Source organism: Luteimonas sp. MC1782 (assembly GCF_014164605.1).
Lineage (GTDB): Bacteria > Pseudomonadota > Gammaproteobacteria > Xanthomonadales > Xanthomonadaceae > Luteimonas.
On record NZ_JACJFT010000001.1, the window covers coordinates 1846817 to 1873598 of the forward strand.

The following is a 26782-nucleotide window of genomic DNA, read 5'->3' on the forward strand; positions in this document are numbered from 1 at the left end:
CCGCAGTACGCGGTGGTTCGAGCAGTACGAAAAAGCCCCGCTTTCGCGGGGCTTTTTCTTCAGCATGGCGCCGCGATCAGAAGCGGTACTGCGCCGACACGCCGAACAGGTTGGCGTCGCCGGCGTAGGGGCCGGTGATGGTGCTGCCGCCCGAGCTGTAGTCGACCTTCGGATCCTTCGGCTTCAGGTGGGTGAACGCGAAGTCCACGTCCATCGCATCGCTGACCTTCCAGGTGGCGCCGATCGAATACCAGTTGCGGTTGGCATCGGGCAGGCGCGGGGTGCGGTGCTCGATGCTGGTCGGGGTTTCGTCGTACGCCACGCCGCCACGCAGGGTCCAGGCGTCGGTGACCTTGTATTCGGCACCGACCGACGCGAACTGGGTGTCCTCCCACTCGAAGGGCTCGACCGAATCCGGATCCGGGCGATCGAACTCGACGCGCACCTCGCGCAGCGACGACCAGCCGGTCTGCGTCCAGTTGGCCATCATCGCGAAGCGGTCGGTGAAGTCGTAGCGCGCGACGAGCGCGACGGTGGACGGCGTGGTCAGCTTGGCGCCGGCGCCACCGTCCAGGAACAGCTGGCCGGTCACGGGATTGCTGTTGAACACGGTGCGCACGTCGCCCGGCACGGTCCAGTCGGCGGTGCCGCGCAGCTCGTAGTCGATCTCGGACTGGTAGCTCAGGCCGAGCGACAGGCGGTCGGTCGGGCGCACGGTGATGCCGGCAAGCCAGCCGAAGCCGATGTCGTCACCCTCGATTTCCGCGTGGCCGTCGCGGGCCTGCGGCAGCGCGAACGGCAGCGTGCGGGTGGCCGGGTTGGAAAACAGCAGCGTGCCGAAGTCGACCGCCTTGGACAGCGTCACCTCGGCCTTGGAATAGACCGCGCCCACGCCGACCGAGACATGCTCGTTGACGTCCAGCGCCGCCGACAGGGTCAGGTTGACGATCTTGACGTCGGACGTGTCGGCGAAATAGCGGCCCTGCCAGTCGCTGTCGTATTCGGTCTTCAGGCCGAACGGAGCGCTGACCATGGCGCCGAACGCCAGGCCGTTGTCGAGCTTGTGGATCACCGAGAACGCGGGGATCGGGGTCACGTCGCCGGCCTCGCCGCCGTCGCCGCCGGTCAACGGGCGTCCGAGCGCGTCGGTGCCCGAGCCTTCGAAGCGGTAGCTGAGATCGATGACCGACAGGTCGGCCTGCACCGTGGTGCCTTCGAAGCGCGTCATCGAGGCCGGGTTGTTGACCACGACCGAGGCGTCGCCTTCATTGACGCCGGAGCCCGCGAACGCGGCGCCGAGGCCCTTGACGCTGTTTTCCTTGAGCTGGAAGCCGGATGCCTGCGCGGGCGCGAACGCCAGCGCGCCGAGGACGCCCAGCGCGAGGGCCGAGAAACGGACGGTGTGGGGGATTGCCATTGCCTGAAATACTCCTGACGGATGATTGCGATGCCGGGCCCGCTGCGAACACGACGCGGCGCACTATACCGTGGCGTGTGGTTGGCGGTCCGGCATCGGCATCACGTGCCTGAACCGGTATCGTGGCGCGGCCCCCGACACGGATCCCGCGGCGCACATGTTCGTATCCATCCCGACGCGCTCGCGTCCGTCCCCGCGCTGGGCCACGACGCTGCTGTGCGCGGTGCTGTGGGCGGTCTACCTGTGGGCAAGCACGCGCCCGGAGGCGTTCGAGCAGCAGCTGATGGCGCGCTGGGGGGCCCTCAGCGGCGGCCTGGCGCCGGCCGACCTGCTCGCGTCCTGGTCCGACGGCAAGCGCTGGCTGCGCCTGCTCAGCGCGCTGTTCGTCCACGCCGACTGGGCGCACCTGCTGGGCAACCTGGTGTTCCTGCTGATCTTCGGGCTGCCGGCGGAACGGGTGATGGGGCCCTGGCGCTTCCTGCTGCTGTTCCTGGTGGGCGGCGCGTTCGCCAACCTGGTCACGGTGCTGGCGATCGGTGCGCCCGACCAGCTGGTGATCGGTGCCAGCGGCGCGGTCTCGGCCCTGATCGGCGCCTACCTGGCGCTGTTTCCGCGCGCGCACCTGGGCGTGGTGCTGCCGCTCGGGCTGTTCCTGGAGTTCGTGCGCGCGCCGGCCCCGCTGCTGATCGGCATCTGGGCGCTGCTGCAGGTGGTGTTCGCCTACATCGGCCCGGCGTTCGGAACCGTGGCGTGGTCGGCGCACATTGCCGGGTTCGCGTTCGGCGTGGTGTTCGCGCTGTTCTCGCGGCGCGCGATCGCGCGCCGGCTAAGGCGGCGCAAGGGCTACTGAGGCGGCGCGGCGCAGGTGCCGCCGGCCACGATCGCGCGCAGGATGGCGAACGCCGAGGTCACCGGCGCTTCGCCCTCGAGCACGTCGCCGGCGCGGCTGCCGGCGGCGCCCTCGTCGTCCGCGGCGAGGTGCCCGGGCAGCAGCGCCTCCACGAAGCCGCCGCGCGTGGCGCCGCCTTCGGGCTGCAGCACGACGTCGGGTTCGATGCCGCGCGCCTGGATCGACGTGCCGCTGGGCGTGTAATAGCGCGCGGTGGTCAGCTTGACCGCATCGCCGTTGGACAGCGGCAGCACGGTCTGCACCGAACCCTTGCCGAAGCTGCGGCTGCCGACGACGCAGGCGCGCGCGTTGTCCTGCAGTGCGCCGGCCAGGACTTCCGACGCGCTCGCCGAGCCGGCGTCCATCAGCACAACGACCGGCCGATCGCGCATGCGGTCGCCGGCCGTGGCGTTGAACGCGGTGTCGCCGGCGGCGGTGCGCCCGCGGGTGCTGACGATGCCGCCGCGCTCGAGCAGTTCGTCGGCGATCTGCACGGCCGAGGTCAGCAGGCCGCCGGGATTGCTGCGCAGGTCGATCACCAGGCCGCGCAAGCCCTGGGTGCCGGCTTCGGCGTGCAGGCGGTCGAGGGTGTCCGCGAACGAGGCCGCGGTATCGGCCTGGAACACGGCGACGCGCAGGTAGCCGAGGCCAGGTTCGCGGATGCTGCCGCGCACGCTGGCGGTGCGGATGGTCTCGCGGCGCAGGGTGATCTCCAGCGGCTCCGCTTCGCCTTCGCGCAGCAGGGTGATGCCGACCTCGGTGCCTGGCGGTCCGCGCAGCGGGCCGCGCTGGTCGTGGCTGGACGGCGTCAGCGGCACGCCGTCGACGGCGGTGATCACGTCACCCGATCGGATCCCGGCGCGCTGCGCGGGCGTGTCGTCCATCGGCGCCACCACCCGCATGCTGCCGTCTGGCAGCTGCATGACCTCCACGCCGATGCCCTCGTAGGCGCCGGCGGTGTTCTCGTCGAAGGCCTCGGCATCGCTGCGCTCGAGGTAGGCGCTGTGCGGGTCCAGGTCGAGCAGCAGGCCGCGGATCGCGGACTGCATCAGTTCGCGGTCATCGACCGGGTCGACATAGCCGCTGCGCACGGCGTTGAACACCAGCACGTAGCGGCTGATCTCGGCCAGCGGCACCGCGCTGGCCGGCGCCTCCTCCTGCGCGGCCGGTGCCGCGGCCTGCGGCGGCTCCTGGTCCTGCGCGTGCACGGGCAGGGCCAGCAGGCTGGCGATGGCGAGCGTCAACAGGCAAGCGCGCATGCGCGACTCCATGGGGATTCGGGAATGGGACCACGCGCAGCGTCGCAGGTTCGCGACGATCATGCGCCCACCCGCGCGCCGGCGTTCAGCGCTTCTGCAGCCAGCTGGTCGGATCGACCGGCTTGCCGTCGCGGCGCAGCTCGAAGTACAGCGCCGGCTGGCCCTGGCCGCCGGAGGTGCCGACGGTGGCGACCGCGTCGCCGCGCTTGACCCGGTCGCCGGGGCCCTTCAACAGCGCGTCGTTGTGCGCGTACAGGCTCATGTAGCCGTTGCCGTGGTCGACGATCAGGATCATCCCGTAGCCGGTCATCCATTCGGAAAACACCACGGTGCCGTCGGCCACCGCGGTCACCGGCCGGCCGGCGGCGGCGGCGATCAGCACGCCCGAGCTGCTGCGGCCATCGGGCATGCGCCCGCCGTAGCCGGCCAGCAGGCTGCCCGACAGCGGCCAACCCAGGCCGCCCACGGTCACCGGCGCGGCGCGGGCCACGCTGACCTTCGGCGCGGACGGCACCGGGCTGCGGGTCGAACCGGCAGGAGCCGGCGTGGTGCTTGACGCGCGGGCACGGGCCGCCGCGGCGGCGGCGGCGCGCCGTTCGGCCTCGGCGCGGCGCGCGGCCTGGCGCAGCCGCGACAGCAGGCGTTCCAGCGACTTGGCGTCGGCGCCGAGCGCCTTCTCCCGGGCGCTGCGGTCGCGGTAGCGCGTGTCCAGCGTGGCCACCGATTCGGCACGGTTGGCGCGCTCGCGCTCCAGCGCCGCCACCTGCGCGCGCTGTGCGGCGTGGCTGGCATCCAGTGCGGTGCGTTCGCTGGCGATCGCGCGCTCCACTGCGTCCAGGCCGGCCAGTTCCTCCGACAGCGCGGCAATGCGCGCGCTGCGACCGCGCTGCAGGTACCCGTGATAGGCGAGGCTGCGGCTGGCGGCGGCCACGTCGTCCTGCGCCAGCAGCAGCTTGAGCGGCGCATGCTGCTCCACGGTGTAGGCCGCGCGCAGCAGCCCGGCAAGCTCCTTGCGCTGTGCCGACAGCGTGCCGGCCAGTGCGTCGCGCCTTGCGACCAGCGTCGCCAGCGCGGCTTCCTGCCGCGCAAGCGCGGCTTCGGTCTCGCGCAGTTCGCGGCCCACGCGCGCCACGCGTTCATCGGCGCTGCGCAGTTCGCGGCTGGCGGCACCGCGCTGGCCTTCGAGCCGGCGGCGCTCGCTGGCCACGTCGCGCAGTTCGCGCTTGATGGTTTCCAGCCGGCGCTGGGCGTCACGGCTGTCCTGCGCCGCGGCCGGCGCTGCGGCTGCGAGCGCCAGCAGCAGGGCCAGCAGGGCCGAGGCCGGCCGCAGGCGGATGGCCGCGATGTGCATCACGCCAGCAGGCTGCTGCCGGTCATCTCCGCCGGCTTCGCCACGCCCAGCAGGTCGAGCATGGTTGGCGCCAGGTCGCGCAGCGCGCCGCCGGAGCGCAGCTGCGCCGCGGCTCGATTGCCGACGTACAGCAGGTCGACCGGGCCCACGGTGTGCGAGGTGTGCGGCTGCCCGGTCTCCGGGTCGCGCATCATCTCGACGTTGCCGTGGTCGGCGGTGACCAGCAGGTCGCCGCCCTGCGCGGCAACCGCCGCCACCACTTCACCGAGTGCCAGGTCCACCGCCTCGACCGCCTTGATCGCCGCCGCCAGGTCGCCGGTGTGGCCGACCATGTCCGGGTTGGCGAAGTTGCACACCACCGCGTCGAAGCGGCCCGCCGCGATGGCGTCGACCAGGCGCGCGGTGACTTCCGGACAGCTCATCTCCGGCTGCAGGTCATAGGTCGCGACCCGCGGGCTGGGCACGAGGATGCGCTCCTCGCCCGGGAACGGCGCCTCGCGGCCACCGTTGAAGAAGAAGGTGACGTGCGCGTACTTCTCGGTCTCGGCGATGCGCAGCTGGGTGCGGCCGTGGTCGGCCAGCACCTGGCCCAGCGTGTTGGCGAGATCGTCCGGGGCGAACGCCAGCGGCGCGGGCAGGTTGGCGTCGTATTCCGTCAGGCAGGTGAAGCGCGCCAGCGCCGGGCGCCGCGCGTGGAAACCTTCGAACGCCGGCGCCACGAACGCCGCCGTGAGCTGCCGCGCACGGTCGGCGCGGAAGTTCATGAACACCACCGCGTCGCCGTCGCGCATCGGCGCGGCGCCGTCGATCACCGTGGGCAGCACGAACTCGTCGTTTTCGCCGCGCGCGTAGGCGGCGGCCAGCGCGGCCACGACATCGGGTGCGCGATGCACGGCGCTGGCCTCGACGATCGCATCCCAGGCCTGGCGCACGCGCTCCCAGCGCTGGTCGCGGTCCATCGCGAAATAGCGGCCGCTGACACTGGCGACATGGGCATTGCCGTGCCGCGCGCAGGCGGCCTGGAGCGCGCGCAGGCTTGGTTCCGCCGAACGCGGCGGCATGTCGCGGCCGTCGGTGAACGCATGCACCGCGACGCGGGCCACGCCGGCGCGCGCGGCAAGCTCGAGCATCGCGAGGATGTGCTGCTCGTGGCTGTGCACGCCGCCCGGCGACAGCAGGCCCAGGACGTGCAGCGTGCCGCCGGGCGCGACCGTGGCACACGCGGCGCGCAACCCGGCGTTGTCGAAGAAGCTGCCATCGGCGATCGCGGCATCGACCCGGGTCAGGTCCTGGTAGACCACCCGCCCGGCGCCGATGTTCATGTGCCCGACCTCGGAATTGCCCATCTGGCCATCCGGCAGCCCGACGTGGCGGCCTTCGGTATGCACCAGCGTGCGCGGCCCGGCCGCGTACAGGCGGCGCCAGTTGGGGACGTCGGCGAGGGCCACGGCGTTGTCGCGCGGGTCGTCGCGATGGCCCCATCCGTCGAGGATCAGCAGCACGACGGGCTTGCGGCGGGCGGGCATTGCGGGTTCAGGCACGACGATCGGCCCCGTGACGTTGGACAGATGCGATTGTAGCGCCGCATCCGCCAGACTCGCCTCGCAGTGTCCGGCCGCGCATGGCGCCGTCGCGGCACCGCACCCGCCCCGTCATCGAGCCCCGCCATGCGCCTGCATCGACACGCCACCGTCCTCGCCTCCATCCTCGCCCTCTCCTTCGCCGCGGGTGCCGCCCATGCGCGCCAGGACGTCGACAAGGTCAACGGCTCGATCTCGGTCGCAGCCGGCGAGGTCCGCGGCAACCTGGAAACCGTCAACGGCAGCATCCGCATTGGCGAGAACGCGCAGGCTGGCGCCGCCGGCACCGTCAACGGCAGCGTCCACGTCGGCAACGATGGCAGCGCGCGCAGCCTGGAGACGGTCAACGGCAGCATCCGCCTCGGCGAGCGCGTGCGCATCGAAGGCGACGTGGAAACCGTCAACGGCAGTGTCTTCGCCGGACGCGGCAGCCGGATCGGCGGCAACGTCGAAAACGTCAACGGCGCGCTCGGCCTGGTGCAGACCGAGGTGGCCGGCAGCGTGGAGACCGTCAACGGTGACGTCACCGTCGGCGTCGGCTCGCACGTCCGCGGCCAGCTGCGCGTGCACAAGCCCACCGCCAACTGGATGCCGGTGCGGGTGCGCCAGCGCGCGCAACGCATCGTCATCGGCCCGGGCGTGGTGATCGATGGCGACCTGGTCTTCGAGCGCGAGGTGCAGCTGTACGTGCACGACACCGCGCGCATCGGCACGATCACCGGTGCCACCGCGATCCCGTTCTCCACGCCCACGGCGCCGGCGCGCCAGCCCGACTGAGCCGCGGCGCGGGCCCCCGAATGGGGCGGAACGCATAGAATCGGGAGTCAACTCCCGCAGGAACCCGATGATGCGAACCAGACCCCTCGTGCTTTGCCTTGCCATCGCGGCCGCGCTCGCGGCCTGCGACCGCGCCCCGGCACCCGCCGCCGGCACCGGTGCCGCCGTGCCCGCCACGGCCGCTGCCACGCATGCCTTCAGCGGTGAGCTGAGCAAGGACGATTTCGCCGAAATGGTGAAGACGATGGCCTCCGACGCATTCGAGGGCCGCGCCCCGGGCTCGCCCGGCGGCGAGATGACCGTCGAGTACATCAAGGCACAGTACGAGCGCATCGGCCTCGAGCCGGGCGGCGACAACGGCAGCTTCTTCCAGACCGTGCCGATGGTGGAAACCACCGCCGACGAATCCACCGTGCTGCGCATGGACGTGGCCGGAAAGCCCTCCGAGCTCACGTTCGGCACCGACATGGTGATCGGCACCCGCACCGGCGAGCCGAAGGTCTCGGTCAGCAACAGCGACCTGGTGTTCGTGGGTTACGGCGTGGATGCGCCGGAACTCGGCTGGAACGATTACGCCGGCCTCGACGTCAAGGGCAAGACGGTGGTCATCCTGGTCAACGACCCGGGCTTCCACGCCAAGGACGCGGCGCTGTTCGAAGGCGAGCGCATGACCTATTACGGGCGCTGGACCTACAAGTTCGAGGAAGCCGCGCGCAAGGGCGCCGCCGCCGCGCTGATCATCCACGACACCGCCGGCGCGTCCTACGGCTGGGACGTGGTGAAGAACTCCTGGTCCGGCCCGCAGTTCGACCTGCGTGCGTCGGACGATCCGGAGCCGCGCCTGCCGGCGCAGGGCTGGCTGAGCGCCGAAGCCGCGACCACGCTGTTCGCCGACGCCGGCCAGGACCTCAAGGCGCTGTATGCCGCGGCCAGCAAGCCGGGCTTCAAGGCGGTGCCGCTCGATGCGCGCGTGTCGTTCGACCTGGCCAGCACCTCCAGCGAGAAGTCGTCGCGCAACGTGGTGGGCATCCTGCGCGGCAGCGAAAAGCCGGACGAGGCGATCGCCTACATCGCCCACTGGGACCACCTCGGCAAGCACGAGGGCGAGGGCGACCAGATCTACAACGGTGCCGTCGACAACGCCACGGGCGTGGCCGGCATCATCGAGATCGCGGAGAAGTTCAAGGCCGACGGCCAGCCGAAGCGCTCGGTGGCCTTCATCGCCGTGACGCTGGAGGAATCGGGCCTGCTGGGTTCCAAGTACCAGGTCGCGCACCCGGTGTTCCCGCTGGCCAAGACCGTGGGCGTGATCAACCTCGATGCCATGAGCGTGGCCGGCCCGGCGCACGACATGGTGGTGGTGGGCAAAGGCAGCTCGCAGCTGGAAGACGTGCTGAAGACCTACACCGATGCGCAGCAGCGCACCCAGGTGCTCGAGGGCAACCCGGCCGGCGGTTTCTACTTCCGCTCCGATCATTTCAACTACGCCAAGGCCGGCGTGCCGGCGCTGTACGCCAAGGGTGGCGACGACCTGGTGCAGGGCGGCAAGGACGCCGGCGCGGCGCTTGCCAAGACCTACAACGAAGTCGCGTACCACAAGCCCGGCGATGAATTCGATCCGGGCTGGAACCTCGACGGCGTGATCCAGGACCTTGAGGCGCTGTACGGCGTTGGCCGCACCCTGGCCGACGACGGCAGCTGGCCGGCCTGGTACGAAGGCAACGCGTTCAAGGCCGCGCGCGATGCGATGCGCGCCGACTGACGCCACGCACAGGCGTTGAATGCACGACGGCGCCCTCGGGCGCCGTCGTCATTTGCGGGTGTGCGCCGCGGCGGGCGAAGCGCCGCGGCCGCGTCGGCTCAGCCGGCCACCACCAGCCGCACCCGCGCGAAGTTGCGCTTGCCGACCTGCAGAACGCCCTCGAAGCCGGGCCGGAAGCTGGCGCCGGCATCCTCCACCACCGCACCGTCCACCTTCACCGCGCGCTCCTTGAGCTTGCGGCTGGCCTCGGAATTGCTGGCGGTGATGCCCGCGGCGGTGAGCAGCGCGGCGATGCGCAAGCCCTCGGCCGGCACCGCGACGTGCTGCAGCGGCAGCAGCGAGGTGTCGCCCTGGCCGGTCACCGCGGCGTGCCAGCCGGCGATCGCGGTCTCGGCCGCGGCGGCATCGTGGAAACGCGTGGCCAGCTCGCGCGCGAGGCGCAGCTTGACGTCGCGCGGGTTGAGCGCGCCGCCTTCGACGTCAGCGCGCAGCACGGTGGCTTCCGCCGCGCCGATATCGAACGACAGCAGCTCGATCCACTTCCACATCAGCGCGTCGCCGACCTTCATGGTCTTGTTGACGATGTCGATCGCCGGCTCGGCGATGCCGATGTAGTTGCCCAGCGACTTGGACATCTTGTTGACGCCGTCCAGGCCCTCGAGCAGTGGCATGGTCAGCACCACCTGCGGCGCCTGCCCGAAATGCTCCTGCAGCCCGCGACCCATCAGCAGGTTGAACTTCTGGTCGGTGCCGCCCAGCTCCACGTCGGCCTTCAGCGCCACCGAGTCGTAGCCCTGCACCAGCGGGTAGAGGAACTCGTGGATCGCGATCGGCTGCTGCGCGCCATAGCGCTTGGCGAAGTCGTCGCGCTCCAGCATGCGCGCCACCGTCAGCTGCCCGGCCAGGCGGATCATGTCGGCCGCGCCCATTTCACCGAACCATTCGCTGTTGAAGCGCAGCTCGGTGCGCTCGCGGTCGAGCACCTTGAACACCTGGTCGGCGTAGGTGCGGGCGTTGGCCTCCACGTCCTCGCGGGTCAGCGGCCTGCGCGTGGCGCTCTTGCCCGACGGGTCGCCGATCATCCCGGTGAAGTCGCCGATCAGGAAAATCACGGTGTGCCCGAGGTCCTGGAACTGGCGCATCTTGTTGAGCAGCACGGTGTGGCCGATGTGCAGGTCGGGCGCGGTCGGGTCGAAGCCGGCCTTGATGCGCAGCGGCCGCCCCAGCGCGAGGCGCGCGGCGAGTTCGTCGTGCTTGAGCACCTCGTCGGCGCCGCGGGTGATGAGGTCTAGGGCCTGCTGCTGGGGGGTCTGGGGCACGGTATCTGGTCCATTCAGGGCGTCGCGCATTCAAAAACGTGACGCCGTATGTGAAAACTTGTTAACGCTCGGTTAAATCATACGCTGACCGAAAGTCCTGATGCATCAAGCATTTGACGCATCCTCTTCGCGTGATTATCTTGCCCCGGTGACGCGTTCGTCACGCGGGCCGGGAGTCCGATTCGATGACATTGCCCGAATCCTCCGATTCACGGCAGCACCACCGCCGTGTCCGTCTCGGCAACCTGCGCGAAGTAGCGCGCCAGGCGATCGCCTCGTCCGCTGCCGGACTTTCGGGTCCCGCCGACAATGCCGGAAACCGCCGCTGGACGCGCCGCCAGTGGGCACATTCCAGCCTTCTGGCCACCGCCGGCGCGCTCATGATCGCGCTGGTGCCGGGCATCTCGACTGCGTTGAATGCGCCCAGTGCCACGTCCCTGACCACCATGTCACTGTCGCTTCCGGTGCTGGCCAGGCCGGTGCAGCCGCAGGCGGCCACGTCGGACTGGCAGCTGGCCGTGGTCGGCAAGGGTGAAACGCTGGGCGCGATCTTCGAGCGCATGGGCGTGCCCGCCTCCGCCATGCACCGCCTGCTGGAACACCCGGGCGCGCGCCAGGCGCTGACGCGCCTAAAGCCGGGCATGGAACTCGGGTTCGAATTCGCGCCGGCCGATGCCGACGGCAAGCCGTCCAGCCTGCGCACGCTGCGCTACGACCGCGGCGAGACCCAGCGCATCGAACTGGCGCTGGCCGGTGACAAGGTGGTCGAGAAGGTCATCGAGCGTCCGGTCGAGATCCGCACCGCGGTGATCAGCGGCAAGGTCGGCAAGTCGCTGTTCCATTCGGCGCGCAAGCTCGGCCTGTCGGGCGCCAGCATCAACAAGCTGACCGACGACGTCTTCAAGTACGACATCGACTTCACCTCCGACGTCACGCAGAACGACCGCTTCAGCGTGGTCGTCGAGCAGGTCTACCGTGACGGCGAGCTGATCCGCACCGGCGACGTGCAGGCCGCGGTGTTCACCGCCAAGGGCAAGACGTTCACCGCCTTCCGCTTCGAACAGGGCGGCAAGGTCGACTACTACAACGGCGAAGGCCGGCCGCTGAAGAAGAGCTTCATCCGCATGCCCATCGCGTATGCGCGGCTGACCTCGAAGTTCGGCTCGCGCCGCCACCCGATCGCCGGCAAGGTCCGCCAGCACAAGGGCGTCGACTACGCGGCCAGCACCGGCACCCCGATCATGGCCGCCGGCGACGCCCGCGTGCAGTCGATGGGCTGGCAGGGCGGCTACGGACGCACCGTGGTGCTCGACCATGGCCGCGGCTACACCACGCTGTATGCGCACATGTCGTCGTTCGGCAACATCAAGAAGGGCCAGCGCGTCAGCCAGGGCACGGTGATCGGCCGCGTCGGCAGCACCGGCCTGTCCACCGGGCCGCACCTGCACTACGAATTCCGCATCAACGGCGTGCACCGCAACCCGCTGCAGCACACGATGCCCGAGCCGGAGCCGCTCAAGGGGTCCGCGCTGGTCGCCTTCCGGGCCCAGACCGGTCCCGCCCTGGCGCGCATCCGCACGGTCGAGGACATCATCTACGCGCAGGTCCCGGCCACCGCCGACGACCAGCACCTGGCCGCCCACGCCACGCCCGCCATCGCGGGCCGGGGCAAGGGCTGAGCCCTGCCACCCGGCCCGCCGTCCGGCGGGCCCGCCACGCATGTCGACCCCCCGCTGCCACCTTGGCCTGATCTCGGGCACCAGTGCCGACGGCATCGACGCGGCGCTGGTCGATTTCGCCGACGACACCGCCGCGGCACCGCCGCGACTGCGCTTCGCCCGCACCTACGCCTGGGAGCCCGCGCTGCGCGCGCGCCTGGTCGCGCTGGGCCAGCAGGACGCGCTGCTGTCGCTCGACGCCATCGGCGAACTCGACACCGCCATCGGCCAGGCGTTCGCCACCGCCGCGCTGCAGGCGCTGGCCGATGCCGGCATCGACCACGCCGAAGTCGCCGCGATCGGTTCGCATGGCCAGACCCTGCGCCACCGCCCGCACGGCGCACTGCCCTTCACCCTGCAACTGGGCTGCGCGGCCACGATCGCCGAACGCACCGGCATTACCACGGTCGCCGATTTCCGCCGCCGCGACGTGGCGGCGGGCGGCCATGGCGCGCCGCTGGTGCCGGCACTCCACGCGGCGCTGCTGCACTCGGCCGACGAGTCGCGCGCGGTGCTCAACCTGGGCGGCATCGCCAACCTCACGCTGCTGCCGGCCAGCGGCGCGGTGCGCGGCTTCGACACCGGCCCGGCCAACGGCCTGATGGACGCCTGGTGCCTGCGCCACCGCAGTGAGGCCTACGACCGCGACGGCGCGTTCGCCGCCAGCGGCCGCGTCGACGACGCGCTGCTTGCGCGGCTGCTGGCCGAGCCGTGGTTCGCGCTGGCGCCGCCCAAGTCAACCGGGCGCGACCAGTTCCATCTCGGCTGGGTCGAGGCACGACTCGCGACAGGCACCGCGCCGGCCGACGTGCAGGCCACCCTGCTCGCGCTGACCGCGCGCACCGTGGCCGACGCCCTGCGCAGCCAGCAGCCCGGCACCGCGCGCGTGATCGCCTGCGGCGGCGGCGTGCACAACGCGGCGCTGATGGCCGCGCTGGCGGCGGCGCTGCCCGACATGCGCGTGGAAACCACCGCGGCGTACGGGCTGGACCCGGACGCCATCGAAGCCATGGCCTTCGCCTGGCTGGCGCGCGAGACGCTCGCCGGGCGCCCCGGCAACCTCGCCAGCGTCACCGGCGCGGCGGGGCCGCGGATCCTCGGCGCGATCCACCGCGCCTGAGCGCAGGCTGCGTCGGCGGCACGCGGCTAAGCCGCTGTTTCGGCGACCGGCAACGCCGCGCCGCTGGCCGGGTCCCCGCCGACGGCCGGCGATGCCATCACCCGGTCCTTGCCTTCGCGCTTGCCCTCGAACAACGCGGTATCCGCCGCCTTGATGCAGTCGTCGAGCGGGGTTCCGGGGCGGTACTCGCTGTAGCCCATGGTGAGCGTGATCGAGACCGGCGTGCCCTGCGGGCCGACCAGGATCGGCTCCGACGACACGCGCCGGCGGAGCTTGTCCGCCAATGATGCCGCGCCAGCCGCGCGCGATGCCGGCAACAGCAGCAGGAACTCCTCGCCGCCCCAGCGCGCCACCGAGTCCTGCTTGCGGACCGCGTCGCGCAGCCTGCGCGCGACCTCGCGCAGCACCGTATCGCCGGCGTCATGGCCGTGGCGGTCGTTGATGGCCTTGAAGTCGTCGAGGTCGGCCATCACCAGGCAGAACGTGCTGCCTCCGCGCTCCACCCGGTGCACCTCGAGCTGCATCAGCTCCAGCAGGTGGCGACGGTTCGGCAATGCCGTCAGGTGGTCGGTGCGCGCGGCGACCGAGAGCTTGCGTGCACTGGAGATGCCGATCCGCAACCGGCTCCACAACACCAGCAACAGCCCCGTCGCGAGCACGGCGGCCAGGATGCCGAGGTGGCTCACCTGGCGCTGGCGGCGCAGCTGGAGCGCGGACACCTCGGCAGCGCTGCGCAGGGATTCGATTTCGCGCGCCGCCTGGGCGCCGTCGAAACGGTCCTGCAATGCAGCGATGGCGCTGCGCTGGTCGGCGTCGGCTGCGAGCGCGGCCAGGCGGCTGTACTCGCGCTGCGCCGCCAGGGCAGCGCGATAGTCGCCGCGCGCTTCGGTGAGCAGGACACGCTGCGCGGCGACGTCCTGCTTCAGGTTGAAGGCGTCATCGGGGATCAGCGCTTCGACCTCGTCGAGCGTGGCAGCCGCCGCGTCGCCGCGACCGAGGTGGGCCTGCGCCGACGCGATGCTGAGCAGCGAATTGATGGTGCCGTACAGGTCTCCCAGCTTGCGGCGTGCCGCGAGCGAATCGCTGTGGTGGGACAAGGCGGCCTTCGGCTGGCCAAGCCGGTCGAGCGCAAGGCCGATGTTGCTGTCCGCGTACGCCACCCCGCGCAGGTTTCCCAGCTCGGCGAAGATCCCGCGCGCGCGCTCGTTGTAGCCGCGCAGCAGCAGGTGCTGCTCGCGGGCGCTGTCCGCGGCGTTCGCCTCCAGCGCCTTCTGCCCCGCCTTGGCCGCAACCGACCCGAGGTTGACCAGGGCGCCGGCGATCCCCGGCTTGAAGCCGGTCGACTCGAATCCAGCCAGCGATCGGCCGTGGTAATCGCGCGCCAGCTCCAACTCGCCAATGCTGTTGTAGAGGTTGCCGATGTTGCCGGCGGTCTTGGCCGATCCGACCGTGTCGCCTGCGCCGTCGCTGGCTTCGAGCGCGATCAGGGCATGCTCGAGCGCCGGCTCGTAGGACTCCAGTTCCACCAGCGCCACGGCAAGCCCGCGATGCAGGAACGCGACCTGCGCCGGCGTCCCGCTGCCAAGCAGCGCGATCGCCTGCCCGTAGTCGCGGACGGCGTCGTGGTTGCGCCCGAGGATGTGCAGGTTGCTCGCGATGCCGCCGAGCAGCATGGCCTCGCCGGCGGGACACGGCGGCGACATGGCGCGCGCGTCGGCCAGCAGCGCCTGGCCGCGTGCGACACCCTGCGCGGGATCGGAGTCACGGGCTTCCGCCACCACCAGCGCCTCGGCCTCGATGTCGGCGCAGGTCGACGCGGACGCTCCGGCCGACACCGCTGCCAGGAGACACCCAAGGAGCACGCGCATGCCGTGTTGCCGGAATCCACGCGGGACGCGGCGCGCCCCCTGCCTGACAGTCGCCATTCGCGTTCCCCGGCGGGGCATGCCGCCGGCACCTGCGGGTGCAGGACCGTCGCGCCATCCCCTGTGCAGCGAGTGTAGCGAAGCGCCCCGCGCGTGCCGCGCGGTTCCGGAAGGCCGTGCGCCCCGGCTAGCCGCCCCGCCCCGGGTCCGGCACCTGCCCGCCGCCGTCCGCCGGCAGCTGCCCGATCAGCGAATACACCCCGTCGGGCACGCCCTCGAGCGCGGCAATCGCCTCCTGCAGCACGTCGGCCTCGGAGTTGTCGAAGGACAGCTTGCCGTCGCCTTCGATCGCGAACAGCCCCTGCTCCAGCAGGTGCAGCAGGGTGCGCGACAGGGTCCAGCCACGGCGGTCGGCGACGCGGCCGATCCGGTCGAGGAGGATCTCGTCGATGTCCTTGAGCACGATGTCGTTCATGGCCTGGGTCCTGCGGCCTGCGCCTGTGCGCGGCGCCCCTGTGATACGCGCTTGCGCCGACCGCCGCAAGCGGCGGCCACGCGGCGGCTCACGGCGCAGCGGCGTCGGCTGCGGCCGGGTCGTCAGCCGCCGCCAGCGGCACGCGCCGGCGCAGCCAGAAGAACAGCCCCACCGCCGGCAGCGCCAGCACCGCCGACAGCACGAAGTACGCGCCATAGCCGTCGCTTGCCTCGACGATCGCGCCCGAATAGAAGCCCAGCACCTTGCCGGGCAGCATGATCAGCGACGAGAACAGCGCGTACTGGGTGGCGGTGTAGCGCTGGTTGACCAGCGCCGACAGGTACGCCACCGCCGCGGTGCCCAGGAACCCCTGCGCCAGGTTCTCGCCGGAGATCACCAGGGTGAGCAGGCCGATGTCGCCGTTGGCGCCGATCAGTGCCAGGTACAGCAGGTTGCTGGCCGCGCCGAGCACGATCGCCACCAGCAGCGGCCACTGCACGCCCCAGCGCGCCACGGCCACGCCACCGAGGAACACGCCGACGATGCCGATCCAGATGCCGTAGACCTTGGTGACCGCGGCGATCTCGGTCTTGCTGAAGCCCTGGTCGAGGTAGAACGGCCCGATGATGCCGCCGATCAGCGCCTGGTCGGAGATCTTCATCGACAGGATGAAGAGCAGCAGCACCACGCCGATGCGGCCGCCGAAGCGGCGGAAGAAATCCGCGAACGGCTCCACCACGCCCTCGCGCAGGCCGGCGGCCCAGCCACGCGTGCGTGCACGCAGCACTTCGGGTTCGGGCGCGAGCAGGCAGGCCACCACCGGCAGCAGCATGCAGGCGGCCATCGCGCGGTACACGTTGGGCCAGATGGTGTGGTCGGCCAGCACCAGCGCCAGCGCACCGGTGACGATCAGCGCGATCCGGTAGCCGAGCGAATAGGTCGCCACCAGCGCGCCCTGCTGCGACGGCGGCGCGATCTCGACGCGATAGGCGTCCACCGCGATGTCGAGCGTGGCGCCCGCCACCGCCACCGCAAGGGTCAGCGCCACGAACGGCGCGAGGCGCTCGGGGGTGAACACCGACATCGCCACCAGGCCCACCATCACCAGCAGCATTGCCAGCAGCAGCCAGCCGCGGCGCTGGCCCAGGCGGCCAAGCAGCGGCAGCCGCCAGCGGTCGACCAGCGGCGCCCACAGGAACTTGAACGAGTACGCCATGCCGGCGCTGGCGATCATGGTGATCTCGCGCAGTTCGATCCCGCCTTCGCGCAACCAGTACGCGAGCGTGCCGGCCACCAGCAGGAACGGCAGTCCCGAGGCGAAGCCGAAGAAGAACATCGTCCACGCCGACGGCTGCGCGAACGCGCGCCAGATCGACGGCTTGGCCGGACGCCCGGCCGGGGTTTCCGCGGCGGCGGTGCTCATGCGCGGTAGTCCACGATCAGTGGTGCATGATCGGAGAAGCGCGGCTCGGGGTGCACGCTGCAGGCGAGCACGCGCTCGGCCAGGGCGGGCGTGACGAACTGGTAGTCGATGCGCCAGCCGACGTTGTTGGCGCGCGCGGCGCCGCGGTTGCTCCACCAGGTGTATTCGGCGTCAGCCGGGCGCAACACGCGCAGCGCATCGCGCCAGCCGTCCACCGGTGCCTCGCACAGGCCGTCGCCGCAGGCGTCGGCAACCAGCCCGTTGAGCCAGGCACGCTCCGGCGGCGTGCATCCGGAGTTCTTCTGGTTGCTGGTCCAGTTCCTGATGTCGTTGCGGCTGCGCACGATGTTCCAGTCGCCGCACAGCACGTAGTCGCGGCCGCTGGCCAGCCAGCCGTCGAGGATCGGCTTGAGCCAGTCCATGACCTCGAACTTGAAGCCCTGGCGCAGCTCACCCGACGACCCCGACGGAATGTAGAACGACACCACGCTGAGGTTGCCGAAGCGCGCCTCGATGTAGCGGCCTTCGTCGTCGAACGGCGCCCAGCCCAGCGCGGTGCGCACCTCGTCGGGCTCCTGGCGGCTGTAGATGGCCACGCCGCTGTAGCCCTTCTTCGTGGTCGCGTCGCGGAACCAGGCCTTGTAGCCGGGCGGCAGGAACTCCGGCCCGGCGAGCTGGTGCTCCTGGGCCTTGGTCTCCTGCACGCAGAGGACGTCGGCGTCCTGTGCGGCGAACCAGTCGAAGAAGCCTTTCCTGGCGGCCGAACGCAGGCCGTTGGCGTTGAAACTGATGATGCGCATGGAGTGCCGGTGCGGATGACGGATGCGGCGGGACCAGGCCCGCCGCCGCGCAAGGTTAGCGCACCGTCGGCCGCGTCGTCGGCGCGGTGCGGGTTGTTACCATGGCGGTCCTGTCGCGATCGCAGCCGCCACGCCATGTCCGACCACCGCTCCCGGTTCCTGCAGCTGGCGCTCGACGCCGAAGCGCTCCGCTTCGGCGGGTTCACGCTGAAGTCGGGGCGGACAAGCCCGTATTTCTTCAACGCCGGGCGCTTTGACAGCGGCGCGGCGCTGGCGACGCTGGCCGGCTGCTACGCCGATGCCATCGACGCCGCGGGGATCGACTTCGACCTGCTGTTTGGCCCGGCGTACAAGGGCATCCCGCTGGCCACCGCGCTGGCCTGCGAGTACGCGCGCCGCGGCCGCGACCTGCCGCTGGCCTACAACCGCAAGGAAGCCAAGGACCACGGCGAAGGCGGCACCCTGGTCGGCGCGGCGCTCGATGGAAGGCGCGTGCTGGTGGTCGACGACGTACTCACCGCGGGTACCGCGGTGCGCGAGGCGCTGGCGCTGATCCGCGCCGGTGGCGGCACGCCGGTGGGCGTGGCCATCGCGCTGGACCGCCAGGAAGTGCTGGACGAATCCGGCGACCGGCGTTCGGCGGCGGAGCTGGTCGCCGCCAACGAAAGTGTGCCCGTGGTCGCCATCGCCGGCTTCGCCGACCTGCTTGCGTTCACCGGCGAAAACGCGAAACTGTCAGCCGAACGCGGGCGCCTGCTGGCCTACCGCGCGCGCTACGGCAGCGCGACCACCTGATTCGGCCGACCGGGGGGACGGACACGATGAAGACCACGACGACATGCCTTGCCGCCGCGCTGCTCGCGCTGCTGCCGCTGGCGGCCGCCGCGCAGAAGGCGGCGCCCACGGGCACCGACAAGAAGCTCTACTGCTGGGACGAAGGCGGCGTGCAGGTCTGCGGCGACACGCTGCCGGCCAGCGCCGTCGACCGCGCCCGCACCGAGATCAATGCCCGCAGCGGCCTGCGCACCGGCGCCGTGCCGCGTGCGCTCGAACCCGACGAACGCGCCGCCGCCGCCGCCGCTGCCCGCCAGGCGGCCGATGACGCCGAGGCCGAAGCCGCGCGCCAGCGTCGCGACCTCGCCATGGTGGAGTCCTACGCCACCGAAGACGACCTGCGCCGCGCCTACGGCGAGCGCATCATCCTGGTGGAGGAGGCGCTGAAGACTTCGCAGCTGGGCATGACCAACCTGCGCCAGAGCCTGCTCAACCTGCTGCGCCAGGCCGCCGAACTCGAGCTGCACGCCAAGCCCGTGGGCAAGGTGCTGGCCGAAAGCATCCAGACCCAGCACGCCGACCTGCTGCGCCAGCAGGCCACCCAGGTGAAGCAGCTGGCCGACCGCGCGTCGCTGGGCAGCGACCTCGACGACGCGCTCGGCCGCTACCGGGCGATGAAGGGCGGTTGATCAGAAGGGAAGCGGCAGGTCCGGGTCGATCGCCAGCAGCTGCGCACGGAAGTCCTCGCGGATGCGGTGCAGGGCCTCCTCGCTGTCGGCGTCGAAGCGCAGCACCAGTACCGGCGTGGTGTTGGAGGCGCGCACCAGGCCCCAGCCGTCCGCCCAGTCGACGCGCAGGCCGTCGATGGTCGAGGGCCGCGCCCCGCCTTCGAACCGCGCCTCGGCCACGAAGCGCTCGACGAACGCGTGCGGATCGCCATTCGGCGCGTCGACCTTGATCTCGGCCGTGGCGATGCCGGTCGGCAGCGCGTTGAGCACCTCGCTCGGCGACTCCGGGCGCGCGGCCAGGATCTCGAGCAGGCGCGCGGCGGCGTAGATGCCGTCGTCGAAGCCGTACCAGCGCTCGCCGAAGAAGAAGTGCCCGCTCATCTCGCCGGCAAGCTCGGCCTCGGTCTCGCGCATCTTCGCCTTGATCAGCGAATGCCCGGTCTTCCACATCAGCGGGCTGCCGCCGTGGCGCAGGATGTGGCTCTGCAGGCGGCCCGTGCACTTCACGTCGTACACGATCACCGCGCCCGGGTTGCGCTCCAGCACGTCGGCGGCGAACAGCATCAGCAGGCGGTCGGCGAAGATGTTGTCGCCCTCGCGCGTCACCACGCCCAGGCGGTCGCCGTCGCCGTCGAAGGCGATGCCGAGGTCCGCGTCGAAGCGCTTCACCATGTCGATCAGGTCGACCAGGTTGTGCGGCTCGCTCGGATCCGGATGGTGGTTGGGGAAGGTGCCGTCGATCTCGCAGTACAGCGGCTCGACCGTGGCGCCGATCGCCTCGAGCACGCGCGGGCCGATCTCGCCGGCCACGCCGTTGCCGGCATCCACCACCACCTTGATCGGGCGGTCCACCTGCACGTCGGACGCGATGCGCTCGACGTAGTCGTCGGCGATGTCGCGCTCGGTCACGCCGCCGGGCTGCGCCGCGGTGTGCAGGCGGTCGTCGGCGATGCGCGCATGGAGGTCGGTGATGGCGTCGCCGTACAGGGTCTCGCCGCCGATCACGATCTTGAAGCCGTTGTAGTCCGGCGGGTTGTGGCTGCCGGTGACCGACACGCAGCACCCCGTGCGCAGGTGGTAGGCGCCGAAGTACACCACCGGCGTCGGCGCCATGCCGATGTCGATCACCTCGCGGCCCGCCTTGCGCAGGCCGGCGGTCAGGCCGGCCACCATGTCGGGCCCCGACAGGCGGCCGTCACGGCCGATCACGATGTCCTTCAGGCCCTTGTCGTGCATCAGGGAACCAATTGAATGGCCGATGAGCTCGGCCACGCCGACATCCAGCGACTGGCCGACGATGCCGCGGATGTCGTAGGCGCGGAAGATGCCCGGGTCGATCATCACCGGCGCCGGCTTCGGCGCGTCGCGCACCGCAATGCGTACGCCGTCCGCGCCGTGGCCGTCGGCATCGACGCTGCCCGGTTCGGCCACCAGCGCCTGCTCCAGCGTCGGCGCATCGCCATGGTCGACCACGCGCGGATCGCCGATGCGCGCCGGCAGGCGCCAGGTCAGGTAGGCCAGCAGCAGCATCAACGTGGCGACCACGAACGCCGGGATCGCCGACAGGCCGAACGGCGTGGTCGCCGGTGGCGGCAGCCCGGCCGCGATGCGCAGGCCGGTGCCGGGCACGGGGACCGCCATGCGTTCAGCGGCGTCCGCATAGGCGGCATCGCCACGCTCGACCAGGTTGAAGCCGCCCTGGCGCAGGGCCAGGTACGTCGACGACGGCACCTCCACCGACTCCAGGCCGGCGGTGGCACGCGCCAGCGGCAGGCGCACGTAGGCCACGCCGACCACGTCATCGCCGACACGCGCCGGCGCGCCGAGCGCCACGCGGGCAGCGTCGCCGTCGCGCACGATCCACAACACCGACGCGCCTTCGGTCAGCGCCGCCTCGGCCACCGCGACGCGACCGTAGCCACCCTGCGCCAGTCCGGCATAGGGTTCGACGAGATCGGTCGGCAGCACTTCGGCATGTTCGACATGCGGCCAGTCGCGACCAAGCGCGGTACCGGCCGCGCGCAGGTCACCGGCGGCCAGCGCCGCCTGCACGGGCGCCGAGGCCATGCGCTCGTCCAACCGTTCCAGCTCGCCCTTGAGCGTGCGTGCGGTGAGCTGCACCGCGGTGTCGCGGTTGCTGGACAGCGCGCTGCGGCGACCATCGTCCACCGTCTGCCGCCAGCCCGCCCACGCAAGCCACAGCGCGACCAGCACCAGCACAACGGCGGCCGCCGGCAGCCACGGCCTGGAGTGCGCCAGCAGCACGCGCGCCTTGTTCGGTTCGTTCTCGGACATCGTTTCCCTTCCCCGGTCAGCGCGTGCCGGTGTGGCCGAAGCCGCCGGCGCCACGCACGCTGTGTTCGAAAGTATCCACCACTTGCAGCTGCACACGCACCACCGGCACCAGCACCAGCTGCGCGATGCGGTCGCCGGGCTGCACCGTGTAGGCATCACCGGAGCGGTTCCACAGGCTGACCATCAGCGGCCCCTGGTAATCGGCGTCGATCAGGCCGGTGCCGTTGCCCAGCACCAGCCCGTGCTTGTGGCCCAGCCCCGAGCGCGGCAACACCATGGCACACAGCTGCGGGTCGGCGATGTGGATGGCGATCCCGCTCGGCACCAGCGCGCTCGCCCCGGGGGCCAGCAGCAGAGGCGCATCAATGACCGCGCGCAGGTCCATGCCGGCGCTGCCGTCGGTGGCATATGCCGGCAGCGGCCAGGCATCGCCGATGCGCGGGTCGAGGATCTTCACTTCAAGCGTCTGCTGCATGGCGTCCGGTCGGCGGCGGGGGCGGGGCGGGCTGGTCAGCCGAGCCGCTCGACGATCACGTCGAGCAGGGCGGCGGCGAGGTCGTGTTTCGGAGCCGGCCCCAGCGTGCGCTCGCCGCCGGGCCAGTAGAGGTGCAGGGTGTTGTCGTCGGCGTCGAAGCCGCTGCCCGGCACGCCGACGCGGTTGCCGGCGATGAGGTCGACGCGCTTGCGGACAAGCTTGTCGCGCGCGTTGCGCTCGACGTCATCGGTCTCGGCGGCGAAGCCGACCACCAGCCGCGGCCGCGCGGCATGCGCGGCGATGTCGGCGAGGATGTCGGCGGTGCGCACCAGCTCCAGCACCAGGCCGTCGTGGCCGGGCTGCTTCTTGATCTTGCCGGCGGCCACGTGCGCGGGAGTGAAATCCGCCACCGCAGCGGCGCCGATGTACACGTCGGCCGGCAGCGCGGCCATCACCGCGGCATGCATCTGCGCGGCCGAACGCACGTCCTGGCGCGTCACGTCATCGGGTGTCGCCAGCGTGCCCGGGCCGGCCACCAGCACGACATCGGCACCCCGGCGCGCGGCCTCGGCAGCGATCGCGAAGCCGGTCTTGCCGCTGCTGCGGTTGCCGATGAAGCGCACCGGGTCGAAGTCCTCGTACGTCGGGCCGGCGCTGACCACGATGCGCAGGCCGCGGAGCGACACCGCGCTCACGCGTCGGCCGCCGCCAGCGCGGCGACGATCTCCAGCGGCTCGCTCATCCGCCCGGGGCCGGATTCGCCTTCGGCCAGCGGCCCGTCGGCGGGGCCGACGACCTGCGCGCCGCGTTCGCGCAGCAGCGCCATGTTCGCCTGCGTGGCCGGGTGCAGCCACATGCGGTGGTTCATGGCCGGCGCCAGCGTCAGCGGCGCGGCGGTGGCCAGGCACAGCGTGGTCACCAGATCGTCGGCAAAGCCGTGTGCCAGCTTCGCCAGGGTGTTGGCAGTGGCGGGTGCGACCAGCACGCGGGTCGCCCAGCGCGCGAGTTCGATGTGCCCCATCGCCGCTTCCGCCGCCGGATCCCAGAGCGACGTACGCACGGTCTCGCCGGACAGCGCCTGGAAGGTGGTGGCGCCGACGAAGTGCGCGGCGTTCCCGGTCATCGCCACGCGCACGGTGGCGCCGGCGTCGCGCAGGCGGCGCACGAGGTCGGCGGCCTTGTAGGCGGCGATCCCGCCGCAGACGCACAGCAGGATGCGCTGGTCGTGGAGAGTGGCGTGCGCGGTGCTCATGCGGCCTTCGGAGTGTCCTGACGCGGCAGCGGTCGCTCAGCTTACCCGAAGGGCCAGCGCCGCCCGGCGGCGGCAGGCGGCGCGATGGCGTGCAATGGCTCCACGTCGGCCGTCGGCACGGACCCCCCGGTCACTGTCCGCCGCGGTCCACCCCTGCCGCGCCCGCGCCGGCGGCCGACGACCCTTTCCGAGGCGACGCCCATGCACATCCGCGACTGGCCCAGCGGCGAACGCCCGCGCGAGAAACTGCTGGCCCGCGGCGCGCCGGTACTCTCCGACGCCGAGCTGCTGGCGCTGTTCCTCGGCTCCGGCGTGCGCGGCATGGACGCGGTCGCCACGGCACGCCAGCTGCTGGCAGGCCACGGGCCGCTGCGTCGGCTGCTTGAGCGCCCGGCCGCCGAGCTGGTCAAACTGCCCGGCCTGGGCCCCGCCAGCGCCTGCCAGCTCGCCGCGGCGCTCGAGCTCTGCGGGCGCTACCTGGCCGCGGGCCTGGAGCGCGGCGAGGCGCTCACCGATCCGCAGGCCGCCGGCCGCTACTTCGCGCAGCGCCTGCGCGGGCATGCCAGCGAAGTATTCGCCGCGCTGTTCCTGGACACACGGCACCGCGCGCTGGCGTTCGAGGAGCTGTTCCGCGGCACCGTCGACGGCGCCGAGGTCCACCCCCGCGAGGTCGTGCGCCGCGCGCTGGCGCACAACGCGGCGGCGGTGATCGTGGGCCACAACCATCCCAGCGGCAGCGCCGAGCCCAGCGCCGCCGACCGCGCGGTCACCGCCCAGCTCAAGCAGGCCCTGCGCCTGGTCGACGTGCGCCTGCTCGACCATTTCGTGATCGGTGACGGCGCGCCGGTGTCGCTGGCGGCGCGCGGCTGGGTCTGAGCACCGGCTGCAGCCATGTCGCGTCGCGCGGGCAGGCCCGGCCGCGCCCGGGGGCTCGCGTACAATGGCCGGCCGCTTGCCCTGCTGCCCGCCCCCCGTGAAATCCAAGCTCCAGGCCCTGGTCGACCAGGGCATCGCCATCCTCCGCGAACGCGGCACCCTGCCTGCCGACCTGGCCACGCCCGCATTCGTGATCGAGCGGCCCAAGGACCGCACGCACGGCGACTTCTCGAGCAACGCGGCGATGGTGCTGGCCAAGCCCGCGCGCAGCAACCCGCGCGCGATCGCACAGGCGCTGGCCGAGGCCATCCCCACCGGCGGCGACATCGCCACGGTCGAGATCGCCGGCCCCGGCTTCCTCAACTTCCGCCTGGCGCCCGGCGCCTGGCAGCGCCAGCTGCGCGAGGTGCATGCGCAGGGCGCCGCCTACGGGCGCAATGACAGCGGCGCGGGCCGCGTGGCCGGCGTGGAATATGTCTCGGCCAATCCCACCGGCCCGCTGCACGTCGGCCACGGCCGCGCGGCGGTGATCGGCGACTGCATCGCGCGCGTGCTCGACGCCAACGGCTGGAAGGTGGCGCGCGAGTACTACTACAACGATGCCGGCGTGCAGATCGAGAACCTCGCGCACTCGGTGCAGGCGCGCGCCAGGGGCCTCACGCCCGATGACGCGGGCTGGCCCGACGCCGGCTACCGCGGCGACTACATCGCCGATGTCGCGCGCGCCTTCCTCGATGGCGCCAGCGTCGACGTCGAAGGCCACGTGGTCACCGGCAGCGGCGACGCCGACGACTTCGACGCCATCCGCCGCTTCGCCGTGGCCTGGCTGCGCAAGGAGCAGCACGGCGACCTCGCCGCGTTCGGCGTCGACTTCGACGTGTATTTCCTGGAGTCGTCGCTGTATGCCGACGGCAAGGTGGAGGAGACCGTGGCCGCGCTGGTGGCCGCAGGCCACACCTATGAAGAGGGTGGCGCTCTTTGGCTGCGCAGCACCACCTTCGGTGACGACAAGGACCGCGTGATGCGCAAGTCCGACGGCACCTACACCTACTTCGTGCCCGACGTCGCCTACCACCTCGGCAAGTGGCAGCGCGGCTACGAGCGCGCCATTACCGAGCTCGGCGCCGACCACCACGGCTCGCTGGCGCGGGTGAAGGCCGGCCTGCAGGCGCTCGATGCCGGCATCCCGCAGGGCTATCCGGAATACGTGCTGCACCAGATGGTCACGGTGATGCGCGGCGGCGAGGAAGTGAAGCTCAGCAAGCGCGCCGGCAGCTACCTGACGCTGCGCGACCTGATCGACGAGGCCGGCCGCGATGCCACGCGCTGGTTCCTGGTGGCACGCAAGCCCGATTCGCAGCTGGTGTTCGACATCGACCTGGCGCGCAGCCAGTCGCTCGACAACCCGGTGTACTACGTGCAGCTTTCGCACGCGCGCATCTGCGGCCTGCTGCGCCAGCTCGACGAGCGCGGCCTGGCGTTCAACCTCGACAACGGCCTGGCGCAGCCGCTGGAGCTCGACAGCCCCGCCACCCACGCGCTCATCACCGCGATCTCGCGCTGGCCGGAACTGCTGGCCGTGGCCGGGCAGCTGCTCGAGCCGCACCTGGTGGCGCAGTACCTGCTCGAGCTGGCACAGGCGTTCCAGACGTATTACAACGACCATCAGTTCCTGGTCGACGACGGCGACCTGCGCGACGGCCGCCTGGCCCTCGCGCTGGCGACCCGACAGGTGCTGGCGAACGGACTCGATGTGCTGGGCGTGCAGGCCCCGGAGGCGATGTAAGTGGCAGTCAAGCGTGGCAAGTCCCAGGCCCGGCGCAGCGGGGGCGGCAACGCGTCGCTCCCCGGCTGGGCGTGGATGATCATCGGCGTGCTGCTGACCATCGTGGTGGTGGTGGCGGCGCCCAAGCTGCTGCGCTCCGACGGCGAGGACGGCTTCTTCCGACCGCGGCCCAACCCCGACGCGCGGCCCGCGCCGGCGACCTCGGGTGCCGACGACAGCGTGGCCGCCGAGACCCCGGCGCCGGCGGTCAGGCCTGCCGCGCCCGCGGCAGAGCCCGAGGCCGCCGAGACGACCTACGACTTCTACACGCTGCTGCCCGGCCAGGAAGTCGCCATGACCGACGCCGAGCTGGCCGCCAGCGCACGCGCAGAACAGCAGCGCCAGCAGGTGCTGCTCGACCAGGCGCGCAAGGCCGGCCAGCAGCCGGAACCGGTCGCCACGCCCAATCCCGATGCCGCCGATCCCGCGCCGGTGGCCGAGGCGCAGCCGAAGCCCGCCGCCACCCCGGCGGCCCCCGCCGCGCGCAGCCCCGCCGCCCCGGCGGTGGCCGCCGACGGCGCCCGCTACATCCTCCAGGCCGGTTCCTTCGGCAGCAGCAGCGATGCCGACGCCCTGAAGGCGCGCATCGCCCTGCTCGGCCTCAGTGCGCGCGTCGAGCCCGCGCAGATCGACGGCCGCACCATGTACCGCGTGCGCATGGGCCCCTACGCCACCGCGTCCGAACTCGCCGAGGCCAAGCAGAAGCTCGGCAACGGCGGCCTGCCGGCGCTCGCCATCCGCGCGCAATAACCGGCGATCGCGGCGGCTGAGACCGGCAGGGCGCACGCTGTGCAGGCCCTGG

The 26782-nt window shown here is 71.7% G+C and carries 20 protein-coding genes and 2 pseudogenes; 10 read left to right on the forward strand and 12 right to left on the reverse strand.

What is annotated here, in order from left to right:
- Positions 1-76: 76 nt before the first annotated feature.
- The gene (locus tag H5368_RS08655) at positions 77-1417 is read right to left on the reverse strand and encodes a porin (protein ID WP_182823315.1); all 1341 of its coding nucleotides are present in this window, start codon (positions 1415-1417) and stop codon (positions 77-79) included.
- Positions 1418-1574: 157 nt separating this feature from the next.
- Between H5368_RS08655 and H5368_RS08660 the strand changes: the two genes are divergently transcribed.
- On the forward strand, positions 1575-2267 hold the full coding sequence (locus H5368_RS08660) for a rhomboid family intramembrane serine protease (RefSeq protein WP_182823317.1): 693 nt from the start codon (positions 1575-1577) through the stop codon (positions 2265-2267).
- On the opposite strand, the gene H5368_RS08665 is transcribed toward H5368_RS08660, so the two are convergent.
- From H5368_RS08665 to gpmI, 3 genes are all read right to left on the reverse strand, one after another.
- Positions 2261-3565: a S41 family peptidase gene (locus H5368_RS08665; protein WP_182823319.1), complete on the reverse strand. Its 1305-nt coding sequence runs from the start codon at positions 3563-3565 to the stop codon at positions 2261-2263. The genes H5368_RS08660 and H5368_RS08665 overlap by 7 nt on opposite strands.
- 85 nt (positions 3566-3650) lie before the next feature.
- Entirely contained in the window at positions 3651-4916 is a 1266-nt protein-coding gene (locus H5368_RS08670; RefSeq protein ID WP_182823936.1) for a peptidoglycan DD-metalloendopeptidase family protein, read from the reverse strand.
- Positions 4916-6442: a 2,3-bisphosphoglycerate-independent phosphoglycerate mutase gene (gene gpmI / locus H5368_RS08675; RefSeq protein WP_182823321.1), complete on the reverse strand. Its 1527-nt coding sequence runs from the start codon at positions 6440-6442 to the stop codon at positions 4916-4918. The genes H5368_RS08670 and gpmI overlap by 1 nt, the downstream gene beginning before the upstream one ends.
- Before the next feature lie 141 nt (positions 6443-6583).
- On the opposite strand from gpmI, the gene H5368_RS08680 reads away from it, so the two are divergent.
- Together H5368_RS08680 and H5368_RS08685 are read left to right on the forward strand one after the other, a co-directional pair.
- A complete protein-coding gene (locus H5368_RS08680; RefSeq protein WP_182823323.1) occupies positions 6584-7273 on the forward strand; it encodes a hypothetical protein in 690 nt (229 codons plus the stop codon).
- 70 nt (positions 7274-7343) lie between these two features.
- The gene (locus tag H5368_RS08685) at positions 7344-9035 is read left to right on the forward strand and encodes a M28 family metallopeptidase (protein WP_182823325.1); all 1692 of its coding nucleotides are present in this window, start codon (positions 7344-7346) and stop codon (positions 9033-9035) included.
- 98 nt (positions 9036-9133) lie between these two features.
- Here the strand turns inward: H5368_RS08685 and tyrS are convergent, their stop codons facing one another.
- Positions 9134-10354: a tyrosine--tRNA ligase gene (tyrS, locus tag H5368_RS08690; RefSeq protein ID WP_223877991.1), complete on the reverse strand. Its 1221-nt coding sequence runs from the start codon at positions 10352-10354 to the stop codon at positions 9134-9136.
- Between the two features lie 185 nt (positions 10355-10539).
- Here tyrS and H5368_RS08695 point away from each other — a divergent pair, with 185 nt between their 5' ends.
- Both H5368_RS08695 and H5368_RS08700 read left to right on the forward strand, forming a co-directional pair.
- Positions 10540-12033, forward strand: a complete 1494-nt coding sequence (locus H5368_RS08695; RefSeq protein WP_182823329.1) for a peptidoglycan DD-metalloendopeptidase family protein — start codon at positions 10540-10542, stop codon at positions 12031-12033.
- A gap of 40 nt (positions 12034-12073) precedes the next feature.
- Positions 12074-13192 carry an anhydro-N-acetylmuramic acid kinase gene (locus H5368_RS08700; protein ID WP_182823331.1) on the forward strand — a complete coding sequence of 373 codons (1119 nt, stop codon included), beginning with the start codon at positions 12074-12076 and terminating at the stop codon, positions 13190-13192.
- Between the two features lie 26 nt (positions 13193-13218).
- Here the strand turns inward: H5368_RS08700 and H5368_RS08705 are convergent, their stop codons facing one another.
- The 4 genes and pseudogenes from H5368_RS08705 to H5368_RS08720 all read right to left on the reverse strand — a co-directional run bounded on the left by H5368_RS08705 (position 13219) and on the right by H5368_RS08720 (position 17755).
- A complete protein-coding gene (locus H5368_RS08705) occupies positions 13219-15060 on the reverse strand; it encodes a GGDEF domain-containing protein (protein ID WP_182823333.1) in 1842 nt (613 codons plus the stop codon).
- A gap of 256 nt (positions 15061-15316) precedes the next feature.
- Positions 15317-15532: pseudogene (locus H5368_RS08710) on the reverse strand (hypothetical protein); the annotation flags it as partial.
- Positions 15533-15620: 88 nt separating this feature from the next.
- On the reverse strand, positions 15621-16955 hold the full coding sequence (locus tag H5368_RS08715; RefSeq protein WP_343203896.1) for an MFS transporter: 1335 nt from the start codon (positions 16953-16955) through the stop codon (positions 15621-15623).
- On the reverse strand, positions 16952-17755 hold the full coding sequence (locus H5368_RS08720; protein ID WP_182823335.1) for an exodeoxyribonuclease III: 804 nt from the start codon (positions 17753-17755) through the stop codon (positions 16952-16954). The genes H5368_RS08715 and H5368_RS08720 overlap by 4 nt, the downstream gene beginning before the upstream one ends.
- A 135-nt stretch (positions 17756-17890) precedes the next feature.
- Between H5368_RS08720 and pyrE the strand changes: the two genes are divergently transcribed.
- Entirely contained in the window at positions 17891-18550 is a 660-nt protein-coding gene (gene pyrE / locus H5368_RS08725) for an orotate phosphoribosyltransferase (RefSeq protein WP_182823337.1), read from the forward strand.
- 26 nt (positions 18551-18576) lie between these two features.
- Positions 18577-19218 carry a hypothetical protein gene (locus H5368_RS08730; protein WP_182823339.1) on the forward strand — a complete coding sequence of 214 codons (642 nt, stop codon included), beginning with the start codon at positions 18577-18579 and terminating at the stop codon, positions 19216-19218.
- Here H5368_RS08730 and H5368_RS08735 read toward each other — a convergent pair whose 3' ends face one another.
- The 3 genes and pseudogenes from H5368_RS08735 to coaBC form a co-directional block, all read right to left on the reverse strand.
- On the reverse strand, positions 19219-21552 hold the full coding sequence (locus H5368_RS08735) for a phosphomannomutase/phosphoglucomutase (protein WP_182823341.1): 2334 nt from the start codon (positions 21550-21552) through the stop codon (positions 19219-19221). It lies immediately after the preceding gene.
- A gap of 16 nt (positions 21553-21568) precedes the next feature.
- Positions 21569-22027, reverse strand: a complete 459-nt coding sequence (gene dut / locus H5368_RS08740) for a dUTP diphosphatase (protein ID WP_182823343.1) — start codon at positions 22025-22027, stop codon at positions 21569-21571.
- Positions 22028-22062: 35 nt separating this feature from the next.
- A pseudogene (coaBC, locus tag H5368_RS08745) lies at positions 22063-23279 on the reverse strand (bifunctional phosphopantothenoylcysteine decarboxylase/phosphopantothenate--cysteine ligase CoaBC).
- 201 nt (positions 23280-23480) lie between these two features.
- On the opposite strand from coaBC, the gene radC reads away from it, so the two are divergent.
- From radC to H5368_RS08760, 3 genes are all read left to right on the forward strand, one after another.
- Positions 23481-24155 carry a DNA repair protein RadC gene (radC, locus tag H5368_RS08750; protein ID WP_182823345.1) on the forward strand — a complete coding sequence of 225 codons (675 nt, stop codon included), beginning with the start codon at positions 23481-23483 and terminating at the stop codon, positions 24153-24155.
- A 97-nt stretch (positions 24156-24252) separates the two neighbouring features.
- A complete protein-coding gene (gene argS / locus H5368_RS08755) occupies positions 24253-25941 on the forward strand; it encodes an arginine--tRNA ligase (RefSeq protein WP_182823347.1) in 1689 nt (562 codons plus the stop codon).
- On the forward strand, positions 25942-26730 hold the full coding sequence (locus H5368_RS08760) for an SPOR domain-containing protein (RefSeq protein ID WP_182823350.1): 789 nt from the start codon (positions 25942-25944) through the stop codon (positions 26728-26730).
- Positions 26731-26782 lie beyond the last annotated feature (52 nt).